General features: G+C 27.6%; 15 protein-coding genes and 4 tRNA genes. 13 read left to right on the top strand and 6 right to left on the bottom strand.

Translation table 11 applies throughout. The annotated features are described in order from the left end of the window. Positions 1-16 precede the first annotated feature (16 nt). The 5 genes from IX46_RS00265 to argC form a co-directional block, all read right to left on the bottom strand. Positions 17-460 carry a rhodanese-like domain-containing protein gene (locus IX46_RS00265; RefSeq protein WP_053940039.1) on the bottom strand — a complete coding sequence of 148 codons (444 nt, stop codon included), beginning with the start codon at positions 458-460 and terminating at the stop codon, positions 17-19. A gap of 93 nt (positions 461-553) precedes the next feature. Then, positions 554-1,933, bottom strand: coding sequence for an argininosuccinate lyase (gene argH / locus IX46_RS00260; protein WP_053940038.1), 1,380 nt, complete (start codon positions 1,931-1,933; stop codon positions 554-556). Between the two features lie 49 nt (positions 1,934-1,982). After that, positions 1,983-3,188: an argininosuccinate synthase gene (locus tag IX46_RS00255; protein WP_053940037.1), complete on the bottom strand. Its 1,206-nt coding sequence runs from the start codon at positions 3,186-3,188 to the stop codon at positions 1,983-1,985. 26 nt (positions 3,189-3,214) lie between these two features. Then, a complete protein-coding gene (argB, locus tag IX46_RS00250; protein ID WP_053940519.1) occupies positions 3,215-3,988 on the bottom strand; it encodes an acetylglutamate kinase in 774 nt (257 codons plus the stop codon). Positions 3,989-4,002: 14 nt separating this feature from the next. After that, positions 4,003-5,007, bottom strand: a complete 1,005-nt coding sequence (gene argC, locus IX46_RS00245; protein WP_053940036.1) for an N-acetyl-gamma-glutamyl-phosphate reductase — start codon at positions 5,005-5,007, stop codon at positions 4,003-4,005. A gap of 159 nt (positions 5,008-5,166) precedes the next feature. On the opposite strand from argC, the gene argE reads away from it, so the two are divergent. Beyond that, entirely contained in the window at positions 5,167-6,312 is a 1,146-nt protein-coding gene (gene argE, locus IX46_RS00240; protein ID WP_053940035.1) for an acetylornithine deacetylase, read from the top strand. Positions 6,313-6,323: 11 nt separating this feature from the next. On the opposite strand, the gene metF is transcribed toward argE, so the two are convergent. Next, complete coding sequence (gene metF, locus IX46_RS00235) at positions 6,324-7,214, bottom strand: methylenetetrahydrofolate reductase (protein WP_053940518.1); 891 nt, start codon at positions 7,212-7,214, stop codon at positions 6,324-6,326. A 116-nt stretch (positions 7,215-7,330) separates the two neighbouring features. On the opposite strand from metF, the gene murB reads away from it, so the two are divergent. The 12 genes from murB to rpoB all read left to right on the top strand — a co-directional run bounded on the left by murB (position 7,331) and on the right by rpoB (position 16,549). Then, complete coding sequence (gene murB, locus IX46_RS00230) at positions 7,331-8,377, top strand: UDP-N-acetylmuramate dehydrogenase (RefSeq protein WP_053940034.1); 1,047 nt, start codon at positions 7,331-7,333, stop codon at positions 8,375-8,377. Between the two features lie 160 nt (positions 8,378-8,537). Next, a tRNA-Thr gene (locus IX46_RS00225) sits at positions 8,538-8,610 on the top strand. An 11-nt stretch (positions 8,611-8,621) separates the two neighbouring features. Continuing rightward, positions 8,622-8,703 (top strand) — tRNA-Tyr (locus IX46_RS00220). A gap of 14 nt (positions 8,704-8,717) precedes the next feature. Continuing rightward, positions 8,718-8,789: transfer RNA gene (locus tag IX46_RS00215), tRNA-Gly, on the top strand. A 12-nt stretch (positions 8,790-8,801) separates the two neighbouring features. Continuing rightward, positions 8,802-8,874: transfer RNA gene (locus IX46_RS00210), tRNA-Thr, on the top strand. A gap of 213 nt (positions 8,875-9,087) precedes the next feature. Next, positions 9,088-9,465, top strand: coding sequence for a preprotein translocase subunit SecE (secE, locus tag IX46_RS00205; RefSeq protein WP_053940033.1), 378 nt, complete (start codon positions 9,088-9,090; stop codon positions 9,463-9,465). A 21-nt stretch (positions 9,466-9,486) separates the two neighbouring features. Next, positions 9,487-10,032, top strand: a complete 546-nt coding sequence (gene nusG, locus IX46_RS00200) for a transcription termination/antitermination protein NusG (protein ID WP_053940032.1) — start codon at positions 9,487-9,489, stop codon at positions 10,030-10,032. A gap of 28 nt (positions 10,033-10,060) precedes the next feature. After that, on the top strand, positions 10,061-10,489 hold the full coding sequence (gene rplK, locus IX46_RS00195; protein WP_053940517.1) for a 50S ribosomal protein L11: 429 nt from the start codon (positions 10,061-10,063) through the stop codon (positions 10,487-10,489). Between the two features lie 2 nt (positions 10,490-10,491). Further along, the gene (gene rplA / locus IX46_RS00190; RefSeq protein WP_053940031.1) at positions 10,492-11,187 is read left to right on the top strand and encodes a 50S ribosomal protein L1; all 696 of its coding nucleotides are present in this window, start codon (positions 10,492-10,494) and stop codon (positions 11,185-11,187) included. 193 nt (positions 11,188-11,380) lie between these two features. Further along, entirely contained in the window at positions 11,381-11,878 is a 498-nt protein-coding gene (rplJ, locus tag IX46_RS00185; RefSeq protein ID WP_053940030.1) for a 50S ribosomal protein L10, read from the top strand. Between the two features lie 73 nt (positions 11,879-11,951). Then, the gene (gene rplL / locus IX46_RS00180) at positions 11,952-12,320 is read left to right on the top strand and encodes a 50S ribosomal protein L7/L12 (RefSeq protein WP_053940029.1); all 369 of its coding nucleotides are present in this window, start codon (positions 11,952-11,954) and stop codon (positions 12,318-12,320) included. A 200-nt stretch (positions 12,321-12,520) separates the two neighbouring features. Beyond that, positions 12,521-16,549 (top strand): DNA-directed RNA polymerase subunit beta, encoded by a 4,029-nt coding sequence (gene rpoB, locus IX46_RS00175; protein ID WP_053940028.1) that lies wholly within the window; start codon positions 12,521-12,523, stop codon positions 16,547-16,549. Positions 16,550-16,623: the final 74 nt, after the last annotated feature.

The raw sequence follows: 16,623 nt of genomic DNA, 5'->3' as shown, positions 1-16,623 counted from the left end.
TTTTATTTTATAATATTTAAAAACTTTTTGGTTTTTTTATAATTAAAGGGAGATTGTCTGCGCTCCAAGAATCTATACCATTTTTTAAAATATAAACATTTTTTATCCCATTATCAATAAAGTTATTAATATGCTTATTATTTCTTTGTGATGAATGTATTATAAGAACTATAGGATTAAGAGTAGATAAATTTAATTCTTGAATTTTTTTAAAAGACAAATTTTTTAACGGAATATGAATAGAATTTACAATATGACCTGAATTATACAATTCTAAAGATCGTGTATCAACTATTTTAGCATTTCTTTCGTTAATTAATTTTATAGCATCAAAATTATTAATTAATCTTGCCTTTAAATAAAAAGGTTTAAAAATTAAAAAAATAATTATATTCAGCAACAACAACCATATAGTAGTAAGTATGAAATTATTAGATATAAAAGATAATATATTATTCACCAAATAACAATCCTGTTTTTCGCGTATATAAAATAATTAGATATTTAGATAGTATTAATTTTGGCATTTAAAAAATTTAAATGCCATAATAAACTATATAATGTTTAATCGAATTTTTTCTTTTTTGATTGCTTTTTTTACTTGTTTTAATGATACTCCACCTTTTGAAACACGTTTTTCAATGCAAGCTTCTAAGGTAATATGTTTATATATATCATTTTCTATAAGATGACTATATTCTTGAAATTTAGACAAATCTAAATCTTTTAAAGCTTTATTATTATGTATAGCATATAGTACTATTTTCCCAGATATATGATGTGCTTCTCGAAAAGTAATTCCTTTTTTAACTAAATAATCTGCTACTTCTGTAGCATTAGAATAACCTTTTTCTGCGGCTTTATAACATGATATTTTATTTAATTTTATATTATTTAAAACTAAACTAGATATTAATAAAGAATCGTTCCAAGTTTGAATCGCATCAAAAAGACTTTCTTTATCTTCTTGCATATCTTTGTTATAAGACAGTGGCAAGGCTTTTAATAAAACTAAGGTAGAAAATAAAGACCCATAGACACGACTACATTTTCCTCGTATTAGCTCTAAAGCGTCTGGATTTTTTTTTTGAGGCATTAATGATGAACCTGATGTGATAGAATCAGATAATTCAATAAAATTTGATTCACTAGAATTAAAAAAAATTAAATCTTCAGAAAATCTAGATAAATGCATCATACTAATTGAAGCAGAAGCTAACAACTCTATAACATAATCTCTATCTGACACACTATCTAACGCATTATTAGTTGAAGAATTGAAACCCATACATAATGCTAATTTTTCACGATCAATATCCCATGCTGTACCAGATAAAGCGCCAGATCCTAAAGGGCTGACATCTAATCTTTTCAGCGTATCTTTCAAACGAGCAAAATCACGCTTAAACATTTCTACATAAGCTAAACACCAATATGAAAAGGTAATAGGTTGGGCACGTTGAAGATGGGTATATCCAGGCATTATTACATCATGATTTCGTTCAGCAATGAAAATAAATGATTTCTGTAGATTTAAAGTGTTTTCTAATAAAATCTGAATTTTATTTTTACACCATAATTTTAAATCTGTTGTAATTTGATCATTACGACTTCTTCCTGTATGTAGTTTTTTACCTAGTTCTCCTATTTTTTCAATAAGATTCATCTCTATCCAACTGTGTATGTCCTCGCAATCACTTGTAAGAATTTGTTTTGGATTTATATCAATCTCTTGTTTCAAAGAAATTAATGCATATTCTATTGTTTTTTGTTCTTTTTCATTTAATACACCGGTTTCAACAAGAGTTTTAGACCAAGCAATTGAAGAAAATATATCTTCTTGAGCTAAAATGTAATCAAATGATAAAGAGGTATTAAACTTTTTAAATAATTTATTAGATTCGTCGAGGAATCTTCCACCCCAAAGCGACATATATTTTCTCTCATCAAAGTAATGAATTGAGCGATAAATTTTTATAAAATTATTTTAACTTATTTAAAGCACGTATTCTAGAAGAAAGAGAAAATAAATGAATAAAACCTTCTGCATCTGAATGTTTATAAACTTGATCTTTACTAAAAGTTGCGTATTCTTGAGAATATAACGCATGCAAGGATTTTTTCTGAACAGCAACTACACTTCCTTTATATAATTTTAAAACTACTTCTCCATTTAATGCAGTTGCTAATGAATCTGAAGCAGATTGTAAAGATGCACGTATTGGAGTGAACCAACGACCGTCATAAACTACAGATGACATTTCCAGCGCAATTTTTTCTCTCCAATTAAAACTTTCTCTATCAAAAACTAACTGTTCAATAGCTCTTAAAGCGGTATGAATAATAGTTCCACCTGGCGTTTCATAGCAACCTCTAGATTTGATTCCAATAATTCTATTTTCAACAATATCTAGTCGTCCTATAGCATGATTAGATCCAACTTTGTTTAATTTATTAATACATTCTAAAGGCGTTAATGTTTGATTATTAATAGATATCACAATTCCTTTATCTATATGGATTAAAACATATTCTGGTTTTTCTGGAGCATTTTCTGGATCTACAGTCCAACTCCAACAATCAGAATTTGCTTCATTCCAAGGGTTTTCAAGCAAACCACCTTCTGTAGAAATATGCAAAGCATTTTCATCTTTACTATAAATTTTTTCTAATGTCGCCGTGGTCGAAATATTTTTCTTACTTAAATAATCTAATAATGATTCTCTTGAATTTAGATTCCAATTTCGCCAAGGCGCAATCACAGTAAGATGAGGAGCTAAAGCTGCATAAGCCATCTCAAAACGTACTTGATCATTACCTTTTCCGGTTGCTCCATGGCATAAAAACTTAGCTCCAATACTGAGAGCAAATTCTACTTGTTTTTGTGCTATAATAGGTCTTGCTAGAGCTGTTCCTAAAAGATAATTTCCTTCATATAAGGCGCCTGTTTTTAATATAGGAAAAACATAATTTTCTATAAATTCATTTTTTAAATCAAAAATATGACAGCTTGAAGCGCCAGATTGCAATGCTTTTTCGTTAATACCATTTAAATCATATTTAGATTGACCAATATCTGCTACAAAAGCAATAACATCCACTTTATAAGTTTCTTTTAACCAAGGAATAATTGCAGAAGTATCTAAACCACCTGAATATGCTAATACAACTTTGTCATTATTTTTCATTTTAAAATACCTACAATATAATGAAACTATGCAAAAACTCTTGTTCCAATATTTTTTCCGTTAAATAACAATGGTAAATCTGCTATATTCTGCCAACTTGCAATATCTACTGATTTTTTTAAAGCCATAGATGCTTCTAAAGCCGCGTTTACTTTAACAATCATACCATCAGTAATAATTCCTTGAGAAATTAATTTTTTCGCTGCTATATTATTTATTTCTTTAATTCTTTGACCTTTACCATCTAATATTGAGCTGATGTCTGATAACAAAATTAAATTCGCTTCTAAAGTCATTGCTAATGCTGTTGCAGCTAAGTCTGCATTTACATTCATTAGCTGACCATCATTAGTTATGCCTATAGAACTCATAACTGGTAACATTTTTTGTTTAAATAAATTCAATAAAAAAATAGGAGATCCTGGTGTAATCTTTCCAACATGACCTAAATCTTTATCTAACATTTCTATATTTGCACTTTTTCCATCAGACAAACATAATCCTACAGCATTAATTTTGTTTCTTAACGCCCATGCTAAAAGAATTTTATTAGCTGTTCCGGCTAAAACGCCTGTAATAATATTAATATGTTCATAAGGAGTAATACGTAATCCATTTTTTTTCTTCACTGGTAAAGACAGCTTATTCATCAAATTATCTATTAATCGACCACCTCCATGGATTATCAAAATATCTCGTTTATTAGATTTTTGATAGTCATAAATAACTTTAAATAAACCTGTCATTGCATCATCGCTTTCTAAAAGAACACCGCCTAATTTAATAACTAAAGGAGCAATCATTAAATACCTCATCAAATAATCGATTCTGTCTCAGAAAAACCAAAACGAATGTTAAAACATTGTATTGCTTGAGCAGCTGCTCCTTTTAATAAATTATCCTCAGCTGTTACGATCACAAGATATTTATCTTTAATAGTAAATCCAATATCACAAAATGGTAATTTTACTATTCCTTTAATACTGGGAAAAGTACTTTGATATATTCTAATCAATGGTTTATTTTGATAAAAATTATCATATATATTATGAATTTGATTTAATTTAAAATTTTTTATTAATTTACATGTTATAGTAGCAATAATACCTCTTTTAAATGAACCTAAATGTGGAATGAAAATCACTGGAATTCCTAAATGCTCTATCACTTCTGGGGTATGTCGATGCTTAAAAATATTATATGGAGCTAAACTAACTTCACAAAAACTATTATTTATACTTGGAGTTCTGCCAGCACCACTTACTCCACTAATAGCATTAATAACAGGAATATATGAATTAGATAAAATATTCATTTCTATTAACGGTTTTAACGCTAATTGTATACAAGTAGCATAACAACCAGGAATGGAAATTAATTGAGCTTTTTGAATTTTTTTATAATTCCATTCAGCTAATCCATAAACAGATTTTTTTAAAACATTTTCATAAAGATGAGAAAAACCATAATATTTTGAATATACTTTAGTGTTTTTTACCCTATACGCACCAGACAAATCTAATACAAGATAATTACGTTTGATGAAAAAAGGCACTAAATTGTGACTAATATGATGATCTGTGGCTAAAAATACAACATCTATATGTTCTTTCATTAAAGAAACATTTTCAATCGATTCAAATCGTAAACTTATAATGTTCGTATATTCTGGGTGTACATCAGAAAACAATTTTCCTATATTTATACTGCTTTTTGAAACAAAAATCTTTTTTATTCTAGCAAATGTATGACGATAAATATAATTAACTAACTCTGCTCCAGAGTACCCACTCCCACCGACAATTACAACATTTAACATAAACTTTCAAACCTTAGAAAATAAAAAATCGTTATAAAAAATTAGATGAATACATTATTCATTTCAAAAAATTTATACTTATTATTAATTTTATTAGTATTTTTACTTTATGAAACAGATGTGTTCTAATAGATAAAAATTTTTAATAAATTTTATCAAATGAAAAAAAAAATACCTTCTTTTATTGACATATATAAATCATTAATTAAAATACCTACAATTAGCAGTGAAAATAAGACCATAGATCTCAGCAATAAAACTTTCATTGATCTGCTATCCAATTATTTTTCAGAATTAAATTTCGAAATAGAAATACAAAATATACCCAATACCAATAAATTTAACATGTTATCTTCATTTGGATCAGGGCAAGGCGGTTTATTATTTTCCGGGCATACAGATACTGTTGATTTTGATGAAAATACATGGAAAACAGATCCTTTTAAGCTAACTCAAAAAAACGATAAAATATATGGATTAGGCGTAATAGATATGAAAGGTTTTTTTGCATTCTTATTAGATACAATATCTTCTATAAATATCAAAAAAATAAAAAAACCTGTTTATATACTTGCTACTGCTAATGAAGAAACAGATATGTCTGGAGCAAGATATTTTTCTGAAAATACAAAGATCAAACCAGATTGTATTATTGTTGGTGAACCAACATCTTTAAAATTAATCAATGCTCATAAAGGTCATGTTTCATATAAAATTGATATTTTTGGAGATGCTGGACATTCAAGTGACTCTTCTAATAAAATGAATAGTATTGAAATTGCATATGAAATAATAAAGCAATTAATTAATCTAAAAAAATATATACAAAAAAAATATTCGCATAAGGATTTTTCTATTGCACATCCGACTATGAATTTTGGATCTATACAAGGTGGCAGTGCAATTAATCGAGTTTGTTCATTATGCAGTATAACTTTTGAAATACGACCAATACCTCAACTGAATTTAAATACAATTGAAATTTTATTAAAAAAAACCCTAAAACAAATTAAAGAAAAGTTTGAAAATCGAATTTTTTTAAAAAATCTTTTTTTTTCTATCCCTGCGTATGAAATTTCTAAAAAACATAACATAGTTAAAACAATAGAAAATCTTTGCAACATGAATTCTTCGACTGTTAATTATTGCACAGAAGCACCATTTTTAAAAAAAATTGCACCTACATTAATTTTAGGACCTGGTTCAATTGATCAAGCACATCATCCAAACGAATATTTACATTGTTCTTTTATTAAACCTACAAAAAATATTTTAACCAATTTGATAACAAAATTTTGTTGTTAAAATAAAAGAATTTAATCACTTCCAAAACCAAATAAATGACATATAGAATACACTATATCTGATTGATTTAAGGTGTAAAAATGAAAATTTTTTACGCCTTCAATAGATAAATTTTTTATCATGTCTATAACTATACTTGCACCTATTAATCTTTGAGTAATTAAGTCATTAGTTAATCCATGAAAAATTTCAAACATCCACGATGGAATACTAACATTAGTCATTTTAGCAAATCGTTTTAATTGTTCAAAATTATAAATAGGTAATATTCCGGGTATAATTTCAACATTTATATTATTTTTAAGACAATTATCTCGGAATCGTAAATAAGTTTCAGTATCAAAGAAAAATTGAGTAATAGCTCGATTAGCTCCTGCATGTACTTTCTTTTTTAAATTTAAAATATCAGATCTAGTACTTTTTGATTCTGGGTGTTTTTCCGGGTAGGCTGCAACAGAAATATCAAAATCAGCTATTTTTTTTAATAAAACAACTAAATCATAAGCATACATAGTATGTAGATAATTTGTATTATGAGAATCTCCTCTTAATGCAAATATGCTTCGAATACCATTGCTCCAATAAAATTTTGCTATTTTTTCTATCTCATTTGATGTGGAATCAACACAAGTTAAGTGAGGAGCTGTTATAACACCTGTTTTTTCATGTATTTTTTTTACAATTTCATATGTTTTTTTTCGCTCACCACTATTTGCTCCATAAGTAACAGAAAAAAAAAATGGTTTTAATTGACTTAATTTAACAACCGAAGAAAATAATTTATTTTCTAAATCTATACTTTTAACAGGAAAAAATTCAAAAGAACATTGTATTTTTTTATTTAAATTATTTAATTTTTGATTCATTATATCTTGATAATATGTACTTTTTAAAAAACTCATTTTTAAAACTCCATTAAAATATTTTAATTTCATATAATATCACAAATAAATATATGATTTTTATATTGAAAAAAAATGTTTTTTTAAAACACTATCAATAATATTTCAAAATGTATATGTATAAAAATCAAATTTATCAAAAATCTTTAAAAGATTTAAACACATTTTCCATCGATGTAACAGCAAAAAAAATTGTTTTTGTTAGAAGCATTAAATCATTAATTGATATTTGTCAAAAATGTTATTCATCTAATATTCCTTATATTATTTTAGGAGAAGGTAGTAATGTATTATTTGTAGAAAACTATAAAGGAATAGTTATTATCAATAGAATCAAAGGAATTAAAATTCAAGAAAAAACATATTACTGGTTATTACATGTTTTTTCAGGAGAAAAATGGAATGATTTAGTTAAATATACTTTAAGAATGGGTTTTTTTGGATTAGAAAACTTAGCGTTGATTCCGGGTTGTTTAGGTTCGGCTGCTATTCAAAATATTGGTGCATATGGTTTGGAATTAAAAAACATATGCCAATACGTTGATATTATTTCTTTAAAAAATAAAAAAATAATAAGAATCGAAAAAAATCTATGTAAATTTTCTTATCGTGATAGCATTTTTAAACATAAATATCAAAAAGGATATGCAGTGATTGCTGTTGGTATAAAAATATTAAAAAAATGGAATCCTATTATATTTAATAGACTTTTAAAAAATATTAATATCAATCAAATAAACCCATATACAATATACAATGAAATATGCCAAATAAGAAAAAAAAAATTACCTAATCTTAATAAATTAGGAAATGCAGGAAGTTTTTTTAAAAACCCAATTATTTCTAAAAACAATATAAAAAAAATTTTATCTTTATACATAAATATACCACATTATTTTCAAATTAATGGATCTATAAAAATTTCAGCTGCTTGGTTAATTGAAAAATCTAATGTAGATAAAATTCAAATCGGAGATGCAGCGATTTACAAAAAACAAAAACTTGTATTAGTTAATCAAAAAACAGCTAATCCAAAAGAAATTCTAATGCTAGCTAAAATAATACAAAAATCTATTTTAAAAAAATTTAATATCTTACTAGAACCTGAAATAGATTTTATTAATTCTTTAGGAAAAGTAAAATTACTAACAAAGATTTCGTAAATATTATAAATGCAATTACATATTTTTAACGTATTATATTTAATTAGTTAATAATTTAATATAGAAATTATTTTTTAAAAAACCTTGCAATAAAAAAGAAACAACATATAATGTTAAAAAGAAAAATGTATTTTTTATTAATCCTAAAAAATATTAAAAAGCCGGCTTAGCTCAGCAGGCAGAGCAACTGACTTGTAATCAGTAGGTCACCAGTTCGATTCCGGTAGCCGGCAAAAATTATAAAGGTGGGGTTCCCGAGCGGCCAAAGGGAGCAGACTGTAAATCTGCCGTCTAAGACTTCGAAGGTTCGAATCCTTCTCCCACCAAAAAATAAAAAAACGCGGACATCGTATAATGGATATTACCTCAGCCTTCCAAGCTGATGATGCGGGTTCGATTCCCGCTGACCGCTAAAAAATTTACTGCTGATATAGCTCAGCAGGAAGAGCGCGCCCTTGGTAAGGGTGAGGTCCCCAGTTCAAGTCTGGGTATCAGCATTATAAAAATAAAAATTAAAAAAATAATATTCAATCCAAAAATCTCACCTAATTTAAAATTTTATAAATCCTAAAATCAATATATCTTTAAAAAAATTTTAATTTTTTAAAGTATTTTTTTAGAATGTGTACTATAAAAAATTTAATATTCAGAATTCTAATACATTTTTTTGAGTATTTTATTTTTTATAGTTCGCAGGAGAAACTATTAATATGCTCATTTCTAGTAAAAAAAATTTTAAAAATACAGAGAAAATAAAGTGGATTTTTATATGTATAAATTTTATTTTGTGTATTTTAATTAAAAATTATTTAATTAAAATAAACTTTTTCATTAAAAGTTTATTAATAATTTTTTTAGTTATTTGCATAATTTATACTGTGATTTATACAGAAAGAGGAAAATCTATTCTATTATATATCAAAGCATCAAAAAGTGAAATGCAAAAAATAATATGGCCTAAATATAAAGAAACTTTATATACTACATTGATCATTATTTTTGTGACAATATTTATGTCACTAATTTTATGGGGTATAGATAATATTATATTCCGTTTAATTGCATTTTTTATTAGTTTAAAGTTATAAAATAGTTCAAGGTTATAACAAATGTACGAAAGTTCAAATAAAAAATGGTATGTTTTACAAGCTTATTCTGGTTTTGAAGGGCGCGTCGCTCAATCAATACGAGAATATGTAAAAATCAACAAAATGCAAGATTGTTTTGGAGAGGTAATGGTTCCTTCTGAAGAAGTTGTTGAAATCAGAGGCGGTCAACGCAGAAAAAGTGAATATAAATTTTTTCCAGGATATGTATTAATTCAAATGATTATGACAGATACAACATGGCATTTAATTAAAAACATTCCTAGAGTTTTAGGTTTTATCGGGGGTAAATCAGATAAACCATCACCAATCAGTAATAAAGAAGTAGAAACTATTATTAATAGACTGCGTCAAATTGGCGATAAACCAAGACCTAAAACTTTGTTCGAACCTGGAGAAATGATTCGAGTTAATGATGGTCCTTTTGCGGATTTTAACGGAGTTGTTGAAGAGGTAGATTATGAAAAAAGTAGATTGAAAGTATCTGTATCTATTTTTGGAAGATCTACTCCTGTGGAATTAGATTTTCGACAAGTTGAAAAAAATTAACAATATTTTTACCAAAGAGAATATAAAAATGGCAAAAAAAATACAATCTTATATAAAACTGCAAGTATCTGCTGGAATGGCTAATCCAAGCCCTCCAATAGGTCCTGCATTAGGTCAAAAAGGAGTAAATATCATGGAATTTTGCAAATTATTTAATTTAAAAACAGAAAATTTAGAAAAAGGCTTGCCAATACCAGTCGTTATCACAGTATATTCAGATCGTTCATTTACTTTTATTACAAAAACACCTCCAGCTTCTATCTTGTTAAAAAAAGCTGCCGGAATTAAATCAGGATCTAGCAAACCAAAAGTAGAAATAAAAGGAAAAATTACAAATTTACAAATCGAAGAGATAGCTAAGATCAAAGAAAAAGACATGACTGGTTCAAATATTCAAAACATGATTCGATCTATTCAAGGAACGGCTAAATCTATGGGTTTAATTATTGAGGATTAATTATGATCAAAATTAGTAAACGCATGAATATAATAAAAAAAAATATCGACATTAAACAAACATATAATATTGATGAGTTAATTGATTTACTAAAAAATTCATCAAAAGTCAGTTTTATTGAAAGTATTGATATTGCTATTAATTTAGGAATAAATGCAAAAAAATCAGATCAAAATATACGAGGAACTACTATATTACCACATGGTATAGGTCGATCGGTCAAAGTAGCTGTATTCACTCAAGGTGAAAATATTGAAATAGCTAAAAAAGCTGGTGCGGAATATATTGGAATGGAAGATTTATCTAGCAAGATACAAAAAGAAGGTATTACGTTCAATACTGTTATTGCATCACCTGATGCAATGAAAATTGTCACTCAAATAGGTCATATCTTAGGACCTCGCGGATTAATGCCTAATCCTAAATTAGGAACAGTTACAACAAATCTTTCTGAAGCAATTCAAAACGCTAAAACAGGTCAGATTTGTTATCGAAATGATAAAAATGGTATTATTCATGCTACTATCGGAAGAATTAATTTCGAAAAACATCAGATTAAAGATAACTTAAATACCTTTTTAGAATCAATAAAAAAAGCAAAACCACCACATTCAAAAGGAATATATATTAAAAAAATTGTTTTATCTAGCACTATGGGAGTTGGCTTAACTTTAGACCAATCGAATCTATCTTTATAATAATATGTTTTGCTTTACGATAGAAAAAAAATTATTTATAATGATATCCCCTTTTAAAATCATTCAAAATTTATTTTAATAAATTTTTTATAATCACAAAGAAACAATAATACTAATCCCAATTATTTCTTTTAATTAGTATACTTAATAAAACATCTTTTCTCTACATTAAAATAGAGGAGAATACGATAAAATGGCGTTAAATCTTAACAAAAAAAAAACAATTGTTTCTAAAATAAATCAAATTTCTAATTCAGCTTTATCTGCTGTAATCGCTCAATCTCAAGGGATTTCTGTAAATCAAATAAATAAATTAAGAAAATCAGGACGTAAATTAGGCGTAAAAATGAGTATTGTTCGAAATACTTTACTATCTTTAGCGATTAAGAATACAGATTTTGAATGTCTAAAAAAAATTATAAAAGGTTCTACTTTCATAGCTTATTCTACAAATCATCCAGGTAGTGGCGCTCGATTATTCAAAAAATTTGAAAAAAAAAATAAAAAATTTAAAATTACAGGAGCAGTATTTGAAGGTAAACTACTATCTAATTTAGAAATCAATCAACTTGCAGATATGCCGACTTATAAAGAAGCAATAGAAAAGCTTTTACTAGTCTTAAAAATATCATCTGCTGGAAAACTTATTTATACATTATCTGCTATAAAACAGAAAAAAGAAACCTCTTAAAAAGAGGTTATTATTTTTGATGTGTTTTTATCAACATCTAAAATAATTATAACCGTTATTAGGAATTATTTTTATGTCTATCACTAAAGAGCAAATTTTAGAAGCTATATCAAAAATGTCTGTAATGAATGTTGTAGAGCTGATCTCAGAAATGGAAAAAAAATTTGAAGTTTCTGCAAATATGTCTATGCAGACTAATAACGGAAATGAAAAAAAAGACGCTGAAGAAAAAACAGAATTTGATGTTTTTTTAAAAGCAATTGGTCCCAATAAAGTCTCGGTTATTAAAAGTGTGCGTAGCATAACTGGTTTAGGTCTTAAAGAAGCTAAAGATTTAGTCGAATCTGCACCCACTGTTATAAAAGAAAACATTAACAAAAAAGACGCAGAATCACTTAAGAAAAATTTAGAAGATGTTGGTGCTGAAATCGAAATTAAATAAAATGATATATTTTTATTTAATTAACTTTCCATATAGGCTGGTGTTTTTAATTCACCAGCCCTTTTGTATAACAAAAGAATATTCAAAAAATTTTAAAAAATATTTTTAAAACAAATAATTCAAATAAAAATATCTCTTTTTTCAGATTACAAGATAATAATATAAATTTTTATTTTTCTACCAACAAGCATAGGAATCCTATGGTTTACTCTTATACCGAAAAAAAACGTATTCGTAAAGATTTTGGAAAACGTCCTAAAATTTTAGATATACCATATCTTCTTTCAATTCAACTGAACTCTTATAAAAAATTTATTCAAATAGATCCAGAAGGCAAATATGGATTAGAAGCTGCTTTCCAGTCAGTATTTCCTATACGCGGTTACAATGGTAATTCTGAATTACAATATGTAAGTTATCGACTAGACGAAACAACATTTGACGTTAAAGAATGTCAAATACGAGGAGCTACTTATTCTGCGCCCTTAAGGGTAAAATTAAGATTAGTTATTTATGAACGAGATATACTAGAACCTACAGTGAAAGATATCAAAGAGCAAGAAGTGTATATGGGCGAAATACCATTAATGACAAATAATGGAACTTTTATAATTAATGGAACAGAAAGAGTTGTTGTTTCTCAATTACATAGAAGTCCTGGTGTATTTTTTGATAGCGATAAAGGAAAAACACATTCTTCTGGAAAAGTTTTATACAATGCTCGTATTATTCCTTATAGAGGATCTTGGTTAGATTTTGAATTTGATCCAAAAGATATTTTATTTGTTAGAATTGACAGGCGAAGAAAGTTACCTGTAACTATTATTTTACGCGCTTTAAACTATAGCACAGAAGAAATATTAAATTTATTTTTTGAAAAAAACATTTTTAAAATAGATAATAAAAAAATTGAACTAGAATTAGTTTCAGAAAGACTAAGAGGTGAAACTGCTTCTTTTGATATTGAAAAAGATGGAAAAATATATATAAAAAAGGGACGAAGAATTACCGCAAGACACATACAGGAGCTAAAACAATTCGCCATTAAATCCATTGTGGTTCCAGTAGAATACGTTCTAGGAAGAATAGTATCAAAAAATTATTTCCACCCAATAACAAAAGAAATTATTATTTTAGCTAATACAGAATTATCTTTAGAAATACTAAATAAATTACGTGAATTACATTTTTCATATATTGAGACGCTTTTCACGAATGATTTAGATCATGGTCCATATATTTCAGAAACACTTCGCATTGATTCATCAAGCGATAGAACAAGTGCATTAATGGAAATTTATCGCGTCATGCGGCCAGGTGAGCCTCTTACAAAAGAAGCTACAGAAAATTTATTTGAAAATTTATTTTTTTCTGAAGATCGATATGATCTTTCATCTGTTGGACGCATGAAATTCAATAGATCTTTATCACGCAAAAAAATTAAAGGCTCAGGAACGTTAAACAAAGAAGATATTATTGATGTAATAAAAAAATTAATTGATATCCGAAACGGTAAGGGAGAAGTAGATGATATTGATCACTTGGGAAACAGAAGAATCAGATCAGTAGGAGAAATGGCAGAAAATCAATTTAGACTTGGTTTAGTAAGAGTAGAAAGAGCTGTAAAAGAAAGGTTATCAGTAGGAGATTTAGAAGCTTTAATGCCGCAAGATATGATTAATGCGAAACCAATATCCGCAGCTGTAAAAGAATTTTTTGGTTCTAGTCAATTATCTCAATTTATGGATCAAAATAATCCTTTATCAGAAATTACACATAAAAGAAGAATTTCAGCTTTAGGATTAGGTGGTTTAACTAGAGAAAGAGCTGGTTTTGAAGTAAGAGATGTGCATCCAACACATTACGGTCGAGTGTGTCCAATAGAAACTCCAGAAGGTCCTAATATTGGATTAATTAATTCATTATCAGTATATGCAAGAACTAATTCATATGGTTTTTTGGAAACACCTTATAGAAAAGTAAAAAATAGATTAGTTACAAAAGAGATACACTACTTATCCGCGATAGAAGAAGGGAATTATATTATTGCGCAAGCTAATACAAACATAGATAAAAATAATTTTTTTGTTGATGATTTGGTCACTTGTAGACACAAAGGTGAATCAAGCTTATTCAATTGTAATCAAGTTGATTATATGGATGTATCTACTCAGCAAATAGTATCTGTTGGAGCATCTTTAATTCCTTTTCTTGAGCATGATGATGCAAATAGAGCTTTAATGGGAGCTAATATGCAACGTCAAGCAGTTCCTACTTTAAAAACTGATAAACCTTTAGTCGGAACAGGGATGGAAAGAGCAGTAGCTGTAGATTCAGGCGTGACAATTGTTGCAAAAAGAAGCGGTATAGTACAGTACGTAGATGCTTCTCGAATTATAATTAAAGTAAATGAAGAGGAAACATATATTGGAGAAGCAGGTATAGATATTTACAATTTAACAAAATATACTCGTTCCAATCAAAATACTTGTATTAATCAAATACCATGTGTTCAACTCAATGAAAAAATAAATAAAGGCGATGTATTGGCAGATGGACCATCTACTGATTTAGGCGAACTTGCATTAGGACAAAATATGCGAGTGGCTTTTATGCCGTGGAATGGATATAACTTTGAAGACTCTATCTTAGTTTCAGAAAAAGTTGTACAAGAAGATCGATTTACTACCATTCATATTCAAGAACTATCCTGTATATCTAGAGATACTAAATTAGGATCTGAAGAAATTAGTTCAGATATACCTAATGTAGGAGAAGCTGCTTTATGCAAATTAGATGAATCAGGTATTGTATATATTGGAGCAGAAGTAACTGGAGGAGATATTTTAGTAGGAAAAGTAACTCCTAAAGGAGAAACACAATTAACACCAGAAGAAAAATTACTACGCGCTATTTTCGGTGAAAAAGCATCTGATGTAAAAGATTCATCATTAAGAGTTCCAAATGGGGTATCTGGAACTGTAATTGATGTTCAAATTTTTACACGAGATGGTGTAAAAAAAGATAAAAGAACTTTAGAAATTGAAGATATGCAGCTTAAAAAAGTAAAAAAAGATCTTACAGAAGAATTTAAAATATTTCAATTAAGCTTATTTTTAAAAATCAAAAAAACTCTCTTATCTTGCGGGATAAAAATAGAACATTTAAATAAATTGTCTTTTGAAAAATGCCTTAAAATTAATATAAGAGAAGTAAATAAACAACAAGAAATAGAACAAATTGCACAACAATATAATGAATTAAAAAAAGAATTTGAAAAAAAAACAGAAATAAAACGGCGAAAAATAATACAAGGTGATGATCTTGCACCAGGAGTGCTAAAAATAGTAAAAGTATACTTAGCAGTAAAACGTCAAATACAACCTGGTGATAAAATGGCTGGACGACATGGAAATAAAGGAGTTATTTCTAAAATTAACCCTGTTGAAGACATGCCATATGATGAAAATGGTATACCAGTAGATATTGTATTAAATCCTTTAGGAGTACCATCACGTATGAATATTGGGCAAATATTAGAAACACATTTAGGAATGGCTGCAAAAGGCATCGGAGACCAAATTAACAAAATGCTTAAAACACAAGAAAACATTTCTGAATTAAGAAAATTTATTCAAAAAACTTTCAACTTAGGAGACAATTTAAGACAAAAAGTAAATTTAGAAGAATTTTCAAATGAAGAAGTCTTAAGTTTAGCAAAAAATTTAAGAAAAGGTATGCCTATTGCCACACCAGTATTTGATGGGGCAAAAGAAAACGAAATAAAACAAATGTTAAAATTTGCAAATTTACCTATATCCGGTCAAATTTTTTTATTTGACGGTAGAACAGGTGAAAAATTTGAAAGACCAGTTACAGTTGGTTATATGTATATGTTAAAATTAAATCATTTAGTAGACGATAAAATGCACGCTCGATCCACTGGTTCTTACAGCCTTGTAACCCAGCAACCGCTAGGAGGAAAAGCTCAATTTGGTGGTCAACGATTTGGTGAAATGGAAGTTTGGGCATTAGAAGCGTATGGAGCTTCTTATACGTTACAAGAAATGTTAACTGTTAAATCTGATGATGTCAATGGAAGAACTAAAATGTACAAAAATATTGTAGACGGTAATCATCAAATGGAACCTGGAATGCCCGAGTCATTTAACGTTTTATTAAAAGAAATTCGTTCGTTAGGAATTAATATTGAATTAGAAAATGAATAAAAAAATATTTAATATATTAAATTACCCTATAGTTTTAAAACCTTCGAAAGTTTCACTCCAACGAGAGCTCATGT

This window comes from Buchnera aphidicola (Aphis glycines), assembly GCF_001280225.1.
GTDB lineage: Bacteria > Pseudomonadota > Gammaproteobacteria > Enterobacterales > Enterobacteriaceae > Buchnera > Buchnera aphidicola_E.
Note: the sequence above shows the minus strand (reverse complement) of the source record. Positions and strands in the feature narration are given on the sequence as shown.